At 68.6% G+C, this 15,703-nt stretch carries 16 protein-coding genes; 11 read left to right on the top strand and 5 right to left on the bottom strand.

Translation table 11 applies throughout. The features are described 5' to 3' along the window. The first annotated feature begins 55 nt into the window (after window positions 1-55). Window positions 56-925: an EamA family transporter gene (locus IG04_RS0129355; RefSeq protein ID WP_030479978.1), complete on the top strand. Its 870-nt coding sequence runs from the start codon at window positions 56-58 to the stop codon at window positions 923-925. Here the strand turns inward: IG04_RS0129355 and IG04_RS0129360 are convergent. Beyond that, window positions 922-1,983 carry an ATP-dependent DNA ligase gene (locus IG04_RS0129360; RefSeq protein ID WP_030479979.1) on the bottom strand — a complete coding sequence of 354 codons (1,062 nt, stop codon included), beginning with the start codon at window positions 1,981-1,983 and terminating at the stop codon, window positions 922-924. The two genes, IG04_RS0129355 and IG04_RS0129360, sit on opposite strands and share 4 nt — an antisense overlap. A 364-nt stretch (window positions 1,984-2,347) precedes the next feature. Between IG04_RS0129360 and IG04_RS0129365 the strand changes: the two genes are divergently transcribed. Then, window positions 2,348-3,502 carry an RNA-guided endonuclease InsQ/TnpB family protein gene (locus IG04_RS0129365; RefSeq protein WP_030479980.1) on the top strand — a complete coding sequence of 385 codons (1,155 nt, stop codon included), beginning with the start codon at window positions 2,348-2,350 and terminating at the stop codon, window positions 3,500-3,502. Window positions 3,503-3,590: 88 nt separating this feature from the next. Here IG04_RS0129365 and IG04_RS0129370 read toward each other — a convergent pair whose 3' ends face one another. Further along, the gene (locus IG04_RS0129370) at window positions 3,591-4,259 is read right to left on the bottom strand and encodes a dihydrofolate reductase family protein (protein ID WP_245816746.1); all 669 of its coding nucleotides are present in this window, start codon (window positions 4,257-4,259) and stop codon (window positions 3,591-3,593) included. A 66-nt stretch (window positions 4,260-4,325) separates the two neighbouring features. On the opposite strand from IG04_RS0129370, the gene zapE reads away from it, so the two are divergent. From zapE to IG04_RS0129385, 3 genes are all read left to right on the top strand, one after another. Then, entirely contained in the window at window positions 4,326-5,318 is a 993-nt protein-coding gene (gene zapE / locus IG04_RS0129375) for a cell division protein ZapE (protein WP_030479982.1), read from the top strand. 72 nt (window positions 5,319-5,390) lie between these two features. Then, window positions 5,391-5,636 (top strand): DUF3040 domain-containing protein, encoded by a 246-nt coding sequence (locus IG04_RS0129380; protein WP_030479983.1) that lies wholly within the window; start codon window positions 5,391-5,393, stop codon window positions 5,634-5,636. Between the two features lie 48 nt (window positions 5,637-5,684). Further along, complete coding sequence (locus IG04_RS0129385; RefSeq protein WP_030479984.1) at window positions 5,685-7,280, top strand: ABC-F family ATP-binding cassette domain-containing protein; 1,596 nt, start codon at window positions 5,685-5,687, stop codon at window positions 7,278-7,280. Here IG04_RS0129385 and IG04_RS0129390 read toward each other — a convergent pair. The 3 genes from IG04_RS0129390 to rocD all read right to left on the bottom strand — a co-directional run bounded on the left by IG04_RS0129390 (window position 7,277) and on the right by rocD (window position 10,440). Next, complete coding sequence (locus IG04_RS0129390; protein WP_030479985.1) at window positions 7,277-7,681, bottom strand: GNAT family N-acetyltransferase; 405 nt, start codon at window positions 7,679-7,681, stop codon at window positions 7,277-7,279. The genes IG04_RS0129385 and IG04_RS0129390 overlap by 4 nt on opposite strands. A gap of 43 nt (window positions 7,682-7,724) precedes the next feature. Then, the gene (locus IG04_RS0129395) at window positions 7,725-9,104 is read right to left on the bottom strand and encodes a DUF2252 domain-containing protein (RefSeq protein WP_030479986.1); all 1,380 of its coding nucleotides are present in this window, start codon (window positions 9,102-9,104) and stop codon (window positions 7,725-7,727) included. Between the two features lie 91 nt (window positions 9,105-9,195). Further along, the gene (gene rocD / locus IG04_RS0129400; protein WP_030479987.1) at window positions 9,196-10,440 is read right to left on the bottom strand and encodes an ornithine--oxo-acid transaminase; all 1,245 of its coding nucleotides are present in this window, start codon (window positions 10,438-10,440) and stop codon (window positions 9,196-9,198) included. A gap of 140 nt (window positions 10,441-10,580) precedes the next feature. Here rocD and IG04_RS0129405 point away from each other — a divergent pair, with 140 nt between their 5' ends. From IG04_RS0129405 to IG04_RS0129430, 6 genes are all read left to right on the top strand, one after another. Continuing rightward, a complete protein-coding gene (locus IG04_RS0129405) occupies window positions 10,581-11,411 on the top strand; it encodes a PPK2 family polyphosphate kinase (protein ID WP_030479988.1) in 831 nt (276 codons plus the stop codon). 125 nt (window positions 11,412-11,536) lie between these two features. Next, window positions 11,537-12,616 carry a lactonase family protein gene (locus tag IG04_RS0129410; protein WP_245816747.1) on the top strand — a complete coding sequence of 360 codons (1,080 nt, stop codon included), beginning with the start codon at window positions 11,537-11,539 and terminating at the stop codon, window positions 12,614-12,616. Between the two features lie 40 nt (window positions 12,617-12,656). Continuing rightward, window positions 12,657-13,388, top strand: a complete 732-nt coding sequence (locus IG04_RS0129415; protein ID WP_051770914.1) for an SGNH/GDSL hydrolase family protein — start codon at window positions 12,657-12,659, stop codon at window positions 13,386-13,388. 51 nt (window positions 13,389-13,439) lie between these two features. Then, window positions 13,440-14,222, top strand: a complete 783-nt coding sequence (locus tag IG04_RS0129420) for a HipA family kinase (protein ID WP_036016200.1) — start codon at window positions 13,440-13,442, stop codon at window positions 14,220-14,222. After that, a complete protein-coding gene (locus tag IG04_RS0129425; RefSeq protein WP_030479992.1) occupies window positions 14,206-14,592 on the top strand; it encodes a DUF3037 domain-containing protein in 387 nt (128 codons plus the stop codon). The genes IG04_RS0129420 and IG04_RS0129425 overlap by 17 nt, the downstream gene beginning before the upstream one ends. Before the next feature lie 75 nt (window positions 14,593-14,667). After that, entirely contained in the window at window positions 14,668-15,687 is a 1,020-nt protein-coding gene (locus IG04_RS0129430; RefSeq protein ID WP_030479993.1) for an LCP family protein, read from the top strand. The last annotated feature ends 16 nt before the right edge of the window (window positions 15,688-15,703 follow it).

Consider the following 15,703-nt stretch of genomic DNA (forward strand, 5'->3'; position numbering starts at 1 on the left):
GGGAAGCTGAGCCTCGCACGGCACAGGTGAGAATCCAGTGAGTCAGGATGGGTGCATGGCTCACGCTGATCGGCTTCCCGCCGCTCGTCTCATGGGCGGCATCCCGCCGACGGCGCTCGTGCTCCTCGGCATCGTCAGCGTGCAGGTCGGCGCCGCGTTCGCGAAGCAGCTGTTCACGGTCGCGGGTTCGGCGGGCACGGTGACGTTGCGCCTGGTCATGGCCGCACTGGTGCTGGTCGTGATCTGGCGCCCGTCCATCAGGCTCGACCGCCGCACGCTCGTCACCGTCGCCACCTACGGCGCGGTGCTCGCGGCGATGAACCTCTGCTTCTACGCGGCGCTCGACCGCATCCCGCTCGGCGCGGCCGTCACGATCGAGTTCCTCGGGCCGCTCGCGGTGGCCGTCGCGGGCTCACGTCGCTGGATCGACGGCGTGTGGGTGTTGCTCGCGGCCGCCGGCGTGGTGCTGCTCACAGGCGTGCAGGGCGGTCTGTTGTGGACGGGCGTGCTGTTCGCACTGGCCGCGGGCGCGTGCTGGGCGGCGTACATCCTGGTGACGGCCAAGCTCGGCAGCCAGACGACGGACGGCAAGGGCCTAGCGCTCGCGATGGTGGTCGGGGCGGTGATCGCGCTGCCGTTCGGCGTCGGCTCGGCCGGCACGGCGATGCTCGACCCGGTGGTGCTCGCGGCGGGGTTCGCGGTCGCGCTGATGTCGTCGGTGATCCCGTACTCGCTGGAGCTGGAGGCGTTGCGCCGCATGCCGCCTCGCGTGTTCGGGATCCTGATGTCGATGGAACCGGCGGTCGCCGCGGTCGCGGGCCTGGTGCTGCTCGGCGAGCACCTCAAGGCGGCACAGTGGGCCGCCGTCTGCTGCGTCGTGATCGCGTCGATCGGTGCGACGCGATCGGCCAGGCCGGACATCTAACGGGCCCGGAGCTCACCCTTCAACACCGACGCCACGTCGTAACGGGCCGGGATCTCCAGCTGGTCGTAGCGGCACGACAACGGCTCGCGGTCCGGCCGCCACCGCGCGAACTGGCCGTTGTGCCGCAACCGCACCGGATGCTCGCCCTCGGTCTGCGTGTAGTGGATCTCCAGCACCCGCTCGGGACGCAGTGCCACGTACTCGGCCTGCTTGCCGCGCCACCGGTTGATCTCGCCGGGGATCCGCTGGCCCGGAACGGGATTCGCCCATGGGTGATCTCCCGTGGTGATCAACGGTGCCAGCTCCGTCGCGAGCTCCCGGCGTTCGGCGGCCTTGAACGAACCGCAGACGCCGATGTGGTGCAGCAGGTCGTCCGAGTCGTAGACACCGAGCAGCAACGAGCCGACCGCCGTGCCGGGCTCGGTGTCCTTGTGCCAGCGCAACCCGGCGAGCACGACGTCGGCGGTGCGGGCGTGCTTCACCTTGATCATCGAACGCTTGCCCGGCGTGTACGGGCCGTCCGACGGCTTGCCCATCACGCCGTCCAGCCCGGCGCCCTCGAACAGCGTGAACCACTGCCGCGCCGTCTCGACGGACGTCGTCGCGGGCGTCACGTTCAGCCCCGGCAGCTTCAGCAACGCCTCGCGCCGCGCGATCGTCGGTGACTCCAGCAGCACCTCGGACCCCAGCGCGAGCAGGTCGAAGGCGACGAACGTGGCCGGCGTCGACTCCGCCAGCATCGTCACCCGCGAGGCGGCCGGGTGGATGCGCTCGGACAACGCGTCGAAGTCCAGCTCGTCGTTCTTCGCGACCACCAGTTCGCCGTCGACGACCACCCGGTCCGGCAGCACGTCCAGCATCGAGGCGACGACCTCGGGGAAGTAGCGGTTGAGCGGCTTGCCGCTGCGCGACTGCAGCAGCACCTCGTCACCGGAGCGGAACACCACGCAGCGGAACCCGTCCCACTTCGGTTCGAAGAACAGGTTCGCGTCGTCCGGGATCCCGTCCACCGCGGTGGCGAGCATCGGCTGCAGCGGCGGTGTCAGCGGTAGGTCCACGCGCACATCCTGCCTCTTCAGCAATCTAATCGCAGGACCTCCGGCTCTTTAGGGCCGGGAAGAATGCGATCTATAGGGCCGCAGCGCCCTGGCGCCGCGATTCAAGTTAGGCGTCGCTGGTTCTCGATGTACTGCTTGATGATCTCCAGTGGGCTCCGCCGCAGGAGGCGCGAAATAGAAGGGTGATCAGCAGTGTTTGCCCTGCAGGTAGCGGTGAACGTGGTCGGTTTCGCGGTTGAACTCGCGCAGCTCTCCGCCGAAGTCGAAACACGTCGCGCGTGTGGGCTTGGATGGCGCTACGACCCCTGCGAATGTCCGGTTTCGGCCCCTTTGATGTGACCCGGGCCGCTGTACGGTCTCCTTTGTGAAGGTCGTTGTGCAGGTGAAGCTGCTGGTGGAGGCCGTGCAGGTGTCCGCGTTGGCGGCGACTTTGCATGGCTGCAACGAGTCCGCGGGCTGGGTGTCGCGGATCGCGTTCGAGCACGGGGTGTTCCGTGAGTACGCGTTGCGCAAGCACACCTACGCGGAGTTGAAGGCTCGCGGTCTGGGCGCGCAGGCAGCCCAGCACGTGATCAAGAAAGTCGCGGACGCCTACGCCGCGCTGCACGCGACCATCCGGGCCGGGAACCTGGGCAAGGCTGGCTCGAAGCGCCGGGTGAAGGCCGAGTCGAAACCGATCGTGTTCCGGCCGGATGCGGCGCAGCCGTTCGACGACCGGTGCCTGTCGTGGAACCACGACGCGGGCACGGTGTCGATCTGGACCACGGCGGGCCGGATGAAGGACGTGCGGTTCGCGGGTTCTTCAGACCAGCTCAAGACCCTGCGTGAGTACCGCAAGGGCGAGAGTGATCTGGTGTGCCGCGACGGCGTGTGGTTGCTGATCGCGACCTGCGAGATACCCGAGGAGCCACTGTTCGAGCCGGTCGACTGGCTCGGCGTGGACCGGGGCATCGTGAACCTCGCGACCACCAGCGACGCGGACAACTTCCAGGGCCGCGGGCTGGACCGCTACCGACGCTGGCACGCCCGCGTCCGCACCGAGTTGCAGGCCAGAGCAACGAAGTCGGCGACCCGGCGGCTGAAGAAACGAGCGCGTCGCGAGCGGCGGCACTCGACGCACGTCAACCACAGGATCGCCAAGCAGTTGGTGGCTGTTGCCGAACGCACCGGTCGGGGGATCGCGCTCGAAGACCTGAGCGGTATCCGCGACCGGGTCACGGTTGCCCGGCACCAGCGAGCCACCCACAGCTGCTGGCCGTTCCATCAGCTCGAAGCACACGTCCGCTACAAAGCCCGCCGCGCCGGCGTGCCCGTGCTTGTCGTGGACGCGCACTACACCTCGCAGATGTGCCCGCGTTGCAAGCACACGTCTCGTTCCAACCGTCCCGCCAGGGACACCTTCCGCTGTCGCCGGTGCGGTCTCGCTGGACCCGCCGACGTCGTCGCCGCCGTGAACGTCCGAAACCGGGCACGGTCGGCGTGGGTACACGTCAACGCACCCGAACCCGCCGCCGCATAGGCGACGGGTTGATGCGGCCCGCACGCCACATCCAGTGGCGCACGGAGAACGCGACTCGGTTTGAAGGCCCGAGCACCACGCTCGGCCTTCAGGGCCGAGAAGTTGACCTGGAATTGCGCCGCTGGTACCGCAGCAACAGCACGTCGTCCGCGCGCAGCACCGACGTCAGCGCGAGGTCGACGGGCGGGATCACCGGACCGTGCGCGATCCGCGACGCGTCGCCCACCGCGAGCAGGGGTGCCACCGTCAGGTTCAGCGCGTCCACCAGACCGGCGGCCACCATCGACCCGAACAACCGCGGCCCGCCCTCGAGGTCGATCCGGTGCAGTCCCCGTGCCGCGAGTGCGGCGACCGCGACGCCCAGGTCCACCTCGGTCTCCCCGGCGATGACCACGTCGGCGGGCAGCGTGGGCATCCGGGCGGCCTCGGTGGTGATCACGATCGGCGGCACGGCGGTGTCGGTGAACAGCGGCAGGTCCGGCGTCAGCGACCCGCGGGCCGTCACGACGGCGATCGGCAACGGCCTGGCGCGCCTCGCACCCCGGTACCCCTCGGCCAGCACGGTCGCCGAGCCGACCAGCACGACGTCGGCGAGTTCGCGCCCGAGCAGGTAGATCCGCCGGTCCGCGGGCGAGCCCAGCCCGGCGGACCGGCCGTCGACCGACACCGCGCCGTCCACGCTGGAGACGAAGTTCGCGGTCACCCAGGTGCGGCCGGAGGGATACCCGTACAGCGACTCGAGGGCTGTGTCGGTCATCTCAACGCCCGGTGAGGGCCACAACATCTCCACCGAGCCATCCCATCACGCCATTAAGGTGCGGGCATGCGCTTGTCCGACCGGGATCCCCAGATCGGTGCCGACGAACTGATCGAGGGCCTGGTCCCCCCACCGAGGTTCGGCTCGGTCAGCTTCGACACCTACATTCCGAACCCGGACGAGCCCTCGCAGGCCGCCGCGGTCGAGGCGGGCCGCCTGTTCGCCGCACGGGTCAGCGTCCGCCGCAAGAAGTGGTCGCTGTTCGGGTCCAGGGACGAGGACGAGGGCAAGCTCGGTCTCTACCTCGACGGCGGCTTCGGCGTCGGCAAGACCCACCTGCTCGCCTCGCTCTGGCACGCCGTGCCCGGCCCGAAGGCGTACGGCACGTTCGTCGAGCTGACGAACATGGTCGGCGTCCTGACGTTCCCCGAGGCCGTGAAGCGGCTGTCGGGCCACAAGCTGCTCGCCATCGACGAGTTCGAGCTCGACGACCCCGGCGACACGATGCTCGTCACGCGCCTGATCAAGGAACTGATCGCGGCCGGCGTGCACGTCGCGGCGACCTCGAACACGCTGCCGGACAAGCTCGGCGAGGGCCGGTTCGCCGCCGCCGACTTCCTGCGCGAGATCCAGTCGATGTCCTCGAAGTTCGACGTCGTGCGCGTCGACGGCCCCGACTACCGTCACCGCGGCCTGCCGGAAGCGCCGTCACCGATGTCAGACACTGATTTGATCGTTAGAGCCTCTAACACCGAGGGCTCGACGCTCGACGACTTCGACGACCTCTGCAAGGCGCTCGCCCGCATCCACCCGTCGAAGTACGGGCGGTTGCTCGACGGCGTCACCGCGGTGCATCTGAAGGACGTCAAGGCCGCGCCCGACCAGAGCGTCGGGCTGAGGCTCGTGGCGTTCGGCGACCGGCTCTACGACCGCGACATCCCGGTGGCGGTCTCGGGGCAGCCGCTCTCGGAGCTGTTCACCGAGGAGATGCTGCGCGGCGGCTACCGCAAGAAGTACCTGCGGGCTGTCAGCCGATTGGTCGCGCTTTCTCGGGTTTGACTCCGGCGGCGTTCGAGTATCCACTGGGTGACGGGCGGAATGATGACGTCCCGACGTCCTCCGGAGGCACTGATGCTGAGTGAAGCCGAACGCCGCTCGCTCGAGGAGATCGAACAGCGGCTGCTCGCGGACGAGCCGAGACTCGCCCGCACGATGAACCGCCAGGTGCGTCCCTGGTTGTTCTACTCCCTCGTGTTCGTCTTCGGCGGTCTCACGGTGCTGCTGACGGTGATCGGCGCGTTCGGCGCAGCCTTCCAGTGCCTCGTGGTCACCGCCGGCGTGCTGGTGCTCCGGAGGTACCCGCTCCGCCTGCGGTGACCGGAAACTCGCTGGCGTTCCCGAGCTGCGACGCCGACCATCTCGGGCGTGGGTTATCTGGAAGCGAACGGTCTCGCGTACGCCCTGCCTGACGGCAGGGAGCTGTTCCGCGATGTCTCATTCAAGGTGAGCGGCGGGACCGTGGTCGCGCTCGTCGGCGCGAACGGTGCCGGCAAGACGACGCTGCAACGGATCCTGTCGGGGGAGCTCACTCCGAAGCAGGGCAGCGTGCACGTACAGGGCGGGCTCGCGGTGATGCCGCAGTTCATCGGCTCGGTCCGCGACGACTCGCTTGTGCGCGACCTGTTGCTCTCGGTCGCCCCTGAGGCCTTGCGGAATGCGGCCAAGGAGCTCGACGACGCCGAGCTCGCGTTGATGGACACCGACGACGAACCCGCCCAGATGCGGTACGCGAACGCCCTCTCGGGCTACGGCGAGGCAGGCGGGTACGACGTCGAGGTCCTCTGGGACACCGTCACCGTCGCAGCCCTCGGCCTGCCCTATGACCGGGCCCGGTTCCGCGAGGTCCGCACGCTCTCCGGCGGCGAGCAGAAGCGGCTGGTCCTGGAGACCCTGCTGCGCGGTCACGAGCAGGTCCTGCTGCTCGACGAGCCCGACAACTACCTCGACGTCCCCGGCAAGCGCTGGCTGGAGGAACGCCTCCGGGCCACCGACAAGGCCGTGTTCGTCGTCAGCCACGACCGCGAACTGCTGGCCAACGCCGCCACGCACGTCGTCACGGTCGAGGCGCATTCCGCGTGGACGCACGCAGGCTCGTTCGGGACATGGCACGGCGCCCGAGCGAAACGCATCGACAGGCTGCTGGAAGATCACCGGCGCTGGAACGAGGAGCACGAGCGGCTCAAGGACCTCGTCCGCACGCTCCAGCAGCTGGCCAAGTCCTCCGAGGTGATGGCTCAGAAGTATCGGGTCATGGCCGCGCGCCTCGAACGGTACGAGCAGGCGGGCCCGCCGCCGGAGATCCCTCAGGACGAGAAGGTCACCCCGCGTCTCAAGGGCGGCCGCACCGGCATCCGCGCGATCACGTGCGAGGAGCTGGAGCTGACCGGGCTGATGAAGCCGTTCTCGCAGGAGATCTTCTTCGGCGACCGGGTCGCGGTGCTGGGCGCGAACGGCTCCGGCAAGAGCCACTTCCTGCGGCTGCTCGGCGGCGACGAGGTGAGGACCACCGGCAGGTGGAAGCTCGGCGCACGGGTTGTGGCGGGCCTGTTCGCGCAGACGCACGAGCACCCGGAGTGGCTCGGCCGCACGCTGGTCGACATCCTCTGGCACGGCGAGGGCCAGCGCGCGGGCAAAGATCGGGGCGCGGCGATGTCGGTGCTGCAGCGCTACGGCCTGCACCAGGCGGGCGACCAGCGGTTCGAGAACCTCTCGGGCGGGCAGCAGGCGCGGTTCCAGATCCTGCTGCTGGAGCTGTCCGGGGCCACGTTGCTGCTGCTCGACGAGCCGACGGACAACCTCGACCTGGCCTCGGCGGAGGCGTTGCAGACCGCGCTGAACGACTTCGAGGGCACGGTCGTCGCGGTCACGCACGACAGGTGGTTCGCGAAGTCGTTCGACCGGTTCCTGCACTTCCGGGCGGACGGCAAGGTGTCCGAAGTGGACGAACCGGTCTGGAACTAGAACTGCCAGGACACGAAGGCGCCGTCGTCGATCGACCCGCCCGCCTTCCGATAGGTGGCCTGCGCCGCCGTGTCGTCCGCGGCGGTGCCGGTCCACATCGCGTAGCAGGCCCGTTCCACCGCAAGGGCTTTCAGCGCCTCGACCAACGCGGTGCCGATGCCGCGGCGCAGGAACGCGTCGTCCACGCCCAGTTCGTAGAGGAACATCTCGGTGCCCTTGTCCGGATGCGTGGTCTCCACCCCGGAGACGAACCCGGCGGGCTGGTCGCCGATGTAGGCGATCAGCAGATGGCTGTGATCCTGCGCCAGGAACCGGGCGGTCGCGTCCGGCCGCGGCGGCGCGTCGAACAGGTGCGCGGCGGCGAACACGTCGTCGGTGGAGGCGGCGCGGCGGATCTTCATACCGTCAGGCTAGGTCAACTGCGGAGCGAAGGCCCGAAACGCGTCAGCGGTCCTCGGCGGTCGCGGGCAGCTTCCCGTTCTTGACCAGCCTGGTCAGTTCCTCGTGGTCCGCCTCGGTCTGGTCGGCGTAGTCGAACGCGTACTTGGCGAAGGCGTCGTCCAGGTCGTCGCCGTCCTGGAAGTAGCCGGCCAGCAGTCGCGGGTCCAGGGAGCGGGTGTGCGCGCGGGCCAGCAGGGCACCGGCGAGACGGCCGTAGTCGTCGAGGTCGTCGCGCTTCAGCGTGGTCGCGTCGATCTCGCCCTTGCGGTTGCGGAACTGCCGCACGATGAAGTGCCGGCCCTCGATCGTCGTCCAGCCCAGCAGGATGTCGGTCTCCGCCTGCACGAGCCGCGCGCCGTGCACGATCCGCCTGCCCTCGTGCTTGGCGGGCTCGACGTCCAGGAACGGCTGCAGCGCGGACGGCCTGGCCTCCTTTGCCTGCAGCACCAGTGCCTCGGAACCGTTGCCGTGCAACAGGACCAGGTAGTTGCGCAGGCCGACGCTGCCCGTACCGACGACGCGGAACGCCACGTCCGACACGCCGTAGCGCATGATCAGGTTGGTCCGCGACTCGCGCAGGGTGTCCACGTAGGACGGCAGCGCGGCGATCACCGCCGCCTTCGTCGGGGGAGTGGCCTCGGTGAACGTCGGCGGGTTCGTGATGAACCGCCACTTCTCGCCGTCGTGCGCGGTCCACTTGGCGGCGAACTTCGCGCTGGTGTTCTTGCGCGACTTCTCGGCTGCCTTGGAGAAGTTGTTGAGCAGGTCGTCGGCCTTCACCTTCGACAGCGTCGACTCGTCCCCCAGCGCGGTCCAGGAGTCCAGGAACGGCATCTCCGCGAGGTGGCGGATCGCGCCCCGGTACGCGCTCACGGCGTCCTCGGCGGCGTCACGGCAGCCCTTGTCCGACACGCCGCCGACGCGACCGGCCAGCACCAGCGAGGCGACGAGCCGTTTGAGGTCCCACTCCCACGGTCCGGGCAGCGTCTCGTCGAAGTCGTTGATGTCCATGACGATCTGGCCCTCGGGCGTGCCGTAGAGGCCGAAGTTCGCTGCGTGTGCATCACCGCACAGCTGAGCGTGAAGGCCCGTCGAGCAGCCGGCGGCGAGATCGCCCGCCTGCAGCCCGGCCGCACCGCGGAAGAACGCGAACGGGTTCTCGAGCATCCGGCCGACCCGCAACGGGACCAGGTGCTCCAGCCGGCCCGCGTTGCTCGCGCGCATGAACTCCAGCACGGACGGGCGCGACCTGGCCAGCGACATCGCGCGGTGCGCCTTGGAGTCCACTGAGGACCGCAGCGCGCGACCCTCTGCGTGGACCTCTTCGGGCTCAACCCAACGACCCAGAGCCGCAGCGGCCTCAGCACGACTCTGCTTACTCATTGGGTTCACCCATACGAGTCATCATGCCTGCGGCGGACGTACCAGGTGGCTCGTCCGCCGCATTTGTGACCTAGGTACGAGCGAAATCACCCTAAACGGGACGAACGACCTCGGCGATCGCCTGAACGCCCAGGTCGATCTCGTCCCGCGTGATGACCAATGGCGGTGCGACACGCAACGTCGACGCGTGCGTCTCCTTGCACAACACCCCGCGCGTGGCCAGCGCCTCCGACGCGGCACGGCCCACCGGGCCACCGGGCGCGATCTCGACGCCGGCCCACAGCCCGCGCCCGCGCACCTCGGCCACGCCGTGACCGACCAGCTTGTTCAGTTCGGCGTGCAGGTACGCGCCCAGGTCGCGCGAGCGCTGCTGGAACTCACCGGTCGCCAGCAGTCCCACGACCGCGCGGCCCACGGCGCACGCGAGCGGGTTGCCGCCGAACGTCGACCCGTGCTCGCCGGGCTTCAGCACGCCCAGCACCGAACGCGAGCCGACCACGGCGGACACCGGCAGGATGCCGCCGCCCAGCGCCTTGCCGAGCGTGTAGAGGTCGGCACGCACGCCCTCGTGGTCGAGAGCGAACAGCTCGCCGGTGCGGCCGAGCCCGGACTGGATCTCGTCGGCGATCATCAGCACGTTGTGCTGGTCGCACAGGCGGCGGATCCCGGCCAGGTACCCGGCGGGCGGCACGACGACGCCGGCCTCGCCCTGGATGGGCTCCAGCAGCACGGCGGCCGTGCGCGGGGAGATCGCGGACTCGATCTCGTCGAGCGCGCCGTACTTGACGACCTTGAAACCGGGCGTGAACGGCCCGAAGTCGTTGCGCGCGGTCTCGTCGGTCGAGAACGACACGATCGTCGTGGTGCGGCCGTGGAAGTTGGACCCGGCGACGATGATCTCCGCCATCCCCTCCGGCACGCCCTTGACCCGGTACGCCCACTTGCGCGCGACCTTGATCGCGGACTCGACGGCCTCGGCGCCGGAGTTCATCGCGAGCACCATCTCGGTGCCGGTCAGGGCGGCGAGCTCACGGCAGAACAGGCCGAACTGGTCGTGGTGGAACGCGCGGCTGGTCAGCGTGACGCGGCCGAGCTGCTCGACGGCGGCGGCCACCAGGGCGGGGTGGCGGTGCCCGAAGTTCAGTGACGAGTAACCGGACAGGAAGTCCAGGTAGCGGCGTCCTTCGACGTCGGTGACCCACGAACCCTCGCCGTGCGAGATGACCACCGGCAGCGGGTGGTAGTTGTGCGTGCTCCACTCCTCGTCGAGAGCGACGAAGTCCGCGCTCGCCAAATTCGTGGTTCCCGTGGTGTTGTGCTCAGCGATGGCGGTCATCCTCCAAGGCTAGGGGCGTCGACAAGCGATATCGACCGTCAACCGTTGCGCATTGCATCAGTTTGTTGCGTAGATTCACCAATCGGTGGCTCTTGCTTGCACAGCGGGCGGAATCGACGGTGAATCGCTACGGTCACATGATGGCGAAGAAGTCGGTTCGTGACGCGCTGCGACTCGATGAGGTGGATCTCTCCACCCTCGACCCCGCGGGCCGCCCGGTCGGTCCCCAGAGCAAGAAGGAGGCGGCCGAGGACCTGGTCGCCACCGGGGCCGAGCTGGACGATCTGCAGGAGGCGCTCTACGCGGAGAACTCTCGCGCGGTCCTGCTCGTGCTGCAAGGCATGGACACCTCGGGCAAGGGTGGCGTGGTCAGGCACGTCATGGGCCTGGTGAACCCGCAGGGCGTGCGCATCGCGTCGTTCAAGAAACCGACCGCCGCCGAACTGCGCCACCACTACCTCTGGCGCATCCGCAGGGTCCTGCCCGAGAAGGGCCGCCTCGGCGCGTTCGACCGCTCGCACTACGAGGACGTGCTCGTGCCGAAGGTCGAGCGCCTGATCACCGCCGCGGAGCTGCGCACCCGCTACAAGGAGATCAACACGTTCGAGCGGGAGCTCGCGGACTCCGGCATCACGCTGATCAAGTGCTTCCTGCACATCTCGCCGGAGGTCCAGAAGGAACGGCTGCTCGCGCGCCTGGACGACCCGAGGAAGAACTGGAAGTACAACCCGGCCGACATCGACGTCCGGTCGAAGTGGTCCAAGTACCAGGGCGCGTACACCCAGGCGTTGAAGAACTGCCGTGACACGCCCTGGTACGCGATCCCGTCCGACCGCAAGTGGTACCGGAACTGGACGATCAGCAGGCTGCTGCTGGAGACCCTGCGCGAGATGGACCCGAAGTTCCCGCCACCGGCCTACGACCTCGAGGCCGAGAAGGCCCGGTTGGTCAACAACGACCCGTTGCGCTAGACGCAATCTTGATTGCACCTATTGCCTGACCGTAGTGGTCTGGGCCAGTGTGGGCTGCGCCGCCGCCGCAAAGCTATCCCGGAGGTGCGGACGTGGGTGTGGACCGGCGACGTTTTCTCGGAGCCATGGGTGTGGGAGCTGGACTGCTGATGACCGGAGGAACCGCTGAGGCGGCTGCCGCCACGCGGAGAGTGTTCTTCGGCGCCTACACGACGTGGAGCGGGGGCGCCAAGGGCATCGGCATCGGCACCTACGACACCGTGTCCGGGCAGCTGAAGACGACCGGCGTGATCAGCGGCGTGGTCAACCCGTCGTTCGTGATCGAGTCGCGCGACGGCAGGTTCCTCTACGCCGTCAACGAGAACACCAAGGGCGAGGTCACCGCGATCAACGCGGCCACGCTGAAGGTGATCAACAAGCAGGCGACCGGTGGCGCCGACCCGTGCCACCTGACGCTCGACCCGTCCGGGAAGTACCTGATCACGGCCGACTACTCGTCCGGTTCGCTCAGCGTGTTCCCGGTCAACCTGGACGGCAGCCTCGGCGCGCGCACGCAGAAGGTGCAGCACAAGGGGTCCGGGCCGAACAAGGAACGCCAGGAAGGCCCGCACGCGCACCACATCGTGTTCGACCCGGCCGGCAGGTACGCGGCGGCGGTCGACCTCGGCGCGGACTCGGTGTTCGTCTACTCGTTCACCGGCGGGAAGCTGACCCAGGTCTCGCAGGCCAAGGTCAAGCCGGGAGCCGGACCGCGGCACATCGCGTTCCACCCCGACGGCAAGACGGCCTACGTCGCGAACGAGCTGGACTCGACCATCGTGACCTGCGCTTACGCGAACGGGAAGCTCACGCCGGGCCAGGTCCTGAAGACCGCGCCGTCCGGAGGTCCGACGAACTACCCGGCCGAGGTGCTGGTCTCGGCGGACGGCAGGTACGTCTACCTGTCGAACCGCGGGCACGACAGCGTCGCGCACTTCGCGGTCGGCGGTTCCGGGCTGACGATGCTCGGCACCACCGCGGTCGGCGGCAAGTACCCGCGGCACATCACGTTCGACCCGACCGGGTCGTTCCTGTTCGCGGCCAACCAGAACTCGAACAACGTCACGTCGTTCGCGGTCGACAGGGTCATGGGCAAGCTGACCCCGTCCGGCACGCCGCTGCAGACCGCGATCCCGGTCTGCGTGCTGCCCACACGACTGGGTTAACCCACTTCAAGTCGATCATCCACAGTGGTACTCCGGGCCTATGGGACTTTTGGCTGGAGTACTCGCCGTCGCTTTGCTGGCGCCCGCACCGATCGCCCCGGAGTACGTCGCACTCGGCGACTCCTACGCGTCCGGGGCGGGCGCCGGTTCCTATGTGGACGGCTCGTGCCGCCGCAGCTCGAACGCCTACCCGGCGTTGCGGGGCACGGAGTTCCCGTCGTTCAAGTTCGTGGCGTGCAGCGGGGCGACCACGAAGTCGCTCAGGTCCCAGTTCCGGGCGCTGACCGCGAACACCACGTTCGTCACGATCACCATCGGCGGCAACGACCTCGGGTTCGTGGACGTGCTGACGACCTGCACTCTGAGCGGTGACAGGGCCTGTGCCAAGAGGGTCGCCACGGCGGTGGACTTCATCCACGGGCAGTTGCCCGCCCGGCTCGACACGGCCTACGCCACGATCAAGGAAGCGGCACCGCACGCCAAGCTCGTCGTGCTCGGCTATCCGCGGCTGTTCACGCCGAACGACGGGTGCTGGACGCTCTCCAAGTCCAAACGCCAGGTGCTCAACGAGGCTGCCGACCAGCTCTCCGGAGTCATCGCGCAGGCAGCCGAACGCGCTGGTGCGCGGTACGTCGACGTGAGGGAAGCGTTTGCGGACCACGGCGTGTGCGCGGCCGAGCCGTGGATGAACGCGCTGGTCAATCCGACTGCCGACTCCTATCACCCGAACAAGGCAGGTCAGGCCGCCTACTTCAGGGCGTTGACCTCCTAGAGGCCGGTATTCGGCTCGGCTTCGGGCAGGCGTTCGTGTGATCATGCGCGGATGAGTTCGCTGAGGGAGGTCACGGCCACCCGGTACGTGACGCCGTTCCGCGAGGGCGGTTCGATGCCGGGGCTGGTCGAGGCCGACGACCTGGGTATGTACGTGGTGAAGTTCCGCGGTGCGGGGCAGGGCGTGAAGGTCCTGGTCGCCGAGATCGTCGTCGGCGAGCTCGCCCGCAGGCTCGGCTTCCGCATACCCGAGATCGTCCTGGTGCACCTGGACCCGGAGCTGGCACGCGCGGAACCCGACCAGGAGGTCCAGGAACTGCTGCGCGCGAGCGGAGGCCTCAACCTCGGACTCGACTACCTGCCCGGCTCGTTCGACTTCAACCCGGTCGTGCGCGATCCCGGCGCCGAGTTCGCGACGAGGCTGCTGTGGTTCGACGCGCTGGTGCTCAACGTCGACCGCAGCTGGCGTAACCCGAACATGCTGCTGTGGCACCGCGAACCGTGGCTGATCGACCACGGCGCCGCGCTGTACTTCCATTACTCGTGGAGCGAGGGGCCCCGGCCCACCCCAAAATGGAAGATGACCGACTACCGGTACGACTCGTCGGACCACGCGATGCTGCCGAACGCCGGCGCGCTGTCCGAAGTGGACGCCGAACTGGCCGCGAAGGTCACGCCGGAGTTGCTCGACGAGGTGCTAGCGCTCGTTCCCGACGAGTGGCTGGAAGGCGATCCGGCGGAACTGCGCCGGCGCTACCAGGACTTCTTCACCTACCGCCTGACCAACCGCGGCTGGGTCGACTCGCTGGAGGCCGCGCGTGCCGCACGTGTTTGAGTACGCGCTGCTGCGGGCGGTACCGCGGCAGGAGCGTGGCGAGTTCATGAACGTCGGCGTCATCGTCTACTGCGCGCCGCTGGGCTTCCTGTGCGCGAAGACCTATGTGGACGGTGAGCGGCTGCGGGTGCTGGACCCGCACCTCGACGTCGAGATGCTCGAAACGTCGCTGAAGCACCTGACGAACTCGTGCGACGGCGCTGCCGAGGCCGGTCCGGTCAGCCGCACGACGGTGGGGCAGCGCTTCCGCTGGCTGACCGCGCCACGCAGCACGATCGTGCAGACGTCACCGGCTCACACGGGCTGGACGGACGACCCGTCGGCCGAGGTGAACCGCCTTTTCGACGCGTTGGTGCTGCCACCCCGGTAGGTTCCTCGCAACCTAAGGGGACGAACGGCGTCCCTAGTTGCAAAGCGAAACTGATGCGATCGGGGTTGGCGACAAATGAGCGCTGGGTATCACCACGGCTACCAGCAGCCGCGGCGTCCCATGCCGCCGCAGCGGCCGATGAAGAAGAAGAGGCGTCCGGGACGCGTCATTCTGGTGCTGCTGCTCGTCTTTGTTCTGGGTGCCGTCGGATTCGGGTTCTACGTCGACTCGACGCTGACGCGGATCAACGCGCTGCCGGACTACCAGGGCCGTCCCGCCGAGACGCCGGGGACCACCTGGCTGCTCGTCGGATCGGACGCCCGGGAGGGCTTGACGCAGGAGCAGAAGGACACGCTGGCCACCGGTGACGCCGCCGGACGGCGGACCGACACCATCATGATGTTGCACCTGCCGGACAACAGCGCGGCCAAGCCGGTGCTGCTGTCGATTCCGCGTGACTCCTACGTCACGATCCCGGAGAACGGCCGCAACAAGGTCAACGCGGCCTACGCGTTCGGCGGGCCGCAGATGCTCGTGCAGACCGTCGAGGGCGCGACCGGCGTGCGGATCGACCACTACATGGAGATCGGCTTCGGCGGGTTCTCCGACATGGTCGACGCGGTCGGTGGCGTGGACATCTGCCTCGACCAGCCGATCAAGGACCCGCTGGCCGGCATCGACCTGCCCGCGGGCTGCCAGGAACTCGACGGGCCGCAGGCGCTCGGGTTCGTGCGGACGCGCGCGTTCGCGACCGCCGACCTGCAGCGCGTGCAGAACCAGCGGAAGTTCCTGTCGGCGCTCTTCGAGAAGGTGAAGAGCCCGGCGACCCTCGCGAACCCGTTCCGCGTCATCCCGCTGATGAACGCGGCGTCCGGTTCGGTGTCGGTCAACGAGGACGACCACGTGTGGCACCTGGCCAGCGTCGCGCTCAACATGAGCGAGGCGACGAGCGGGACGGTGCCGGTCGGTGGCACGCCGACGGTGCCCGGCGCGGGCTCGGTCGTGCAGTGGAACAAGGAGAAGGCGTCTCAGCTGTTCGACCTGATCAGCAAGGACCAGCCGGTTCCCGCCGAGCTGATCGCGCCTCCGCGGTAGTTGATCCCTGGCCCTC

The sequence above is a fragment of the Lentzea albidocapillata genome, assembly GCF_000719115.1.
Lineage (GTDB): Bacteria > Actinomycetota > Actinomycetes > Mycobacteriales > Pseudonocardiaceae > Lentzea > Lentzea albidocapillata.

What these genes read in the sequence shown, in the direction of transcription:
- IG04_RS0129410 (WP_245816747.1), top strand. Translation starts at nt 11,537, where the DNA reads ATGGGTGTGGGAGCTGGACTGCTGATGACCGGAGGAACCGCTGAGGCG.
- IG04_RS0129430 (WP_030479993.1), top strand. Translation starts at nt 14,668, where the DNA reads ATGAGCGCTGGGTATCACCACGGCTACCAGCAGCCGCGGCGTCCCATG.
- IG04_RS0129390 (WP_030479985.1), bottom strand. Translation starts at nt 7,681, where the DNA reads ATGAAGATCCGCCGCGCCGCCTCCACCGACGACGTGTTCGCCGCCGCG.
- zapE (WP_030479982.1), top strand. Translation starts at nt 4,326, where the DNA reads ATGCGCTTGTCCGACCGGGATCCCCAGATCGGTGCCGACGAACTGATC.
- IG04_RS0129380 (WP_030479983.1), top strand. Translation starts at nt 5,391, where the DNA reads ATGCTGAGTGAAGCCGAACGCCGCTCGCTCGAGGAGATCGAACAGCGG.
- IG04_RS0129405 (WP_030479988.1), top strand. Translation starts at nt 10,581, where the DNA reads ATGGCGAAGAAGTCGGTTCGTGACGCGCTGCGACTCGATGAGGTGGAT.
- IG04_RS0129355 (WP_030479978.1), top strand. Translation starts at nt 56, where the DNA reads ATGGCTCACGCTGATCGGCTTCCCGCCGCTCGTCTCATGGGCGGCATC.
- IG04_RS0129420 (WP_036016200.1), top strand. Translation starts at nt 13,440, where the DNA reads ATGAGTTCGCTGAGGGAGGTCACGGCCACCCGGTACGTGACGCCGTTC.
- rocD (WP_030479987.1), bottom strand. Translation starts at nt 10,440, where the DNA reads ATGACCGCCATCGCTGAGCACAACACCACGGGAACCACGAATTTGGCG.
- IG04_RS0129395 (WP_030479986.1), bottom strand. Translation starts at nt 9,104, where the DNA reads ATGAGTAAGCAGAGTCGTGCTGAGGCCGCTGCGGCTCTGGGTCGTTGG.
- IG04_RS0129370 (WP_245816746.1), bottom strand. Translation starts at nt 4,259, where the DNA reads ATGACCGACACAGCCCTCGAGTCGCTGTACGGGTATCCCTCCGGCCGC.
- IG04_RS0129415 (WP_051770914.1), top strand. Translation starts at nt 12,657, where the DNA reads ATGGGACTTTTGGCTGGAGTACTCGCCGTCGCTTTGCTGGCGCCCGCA.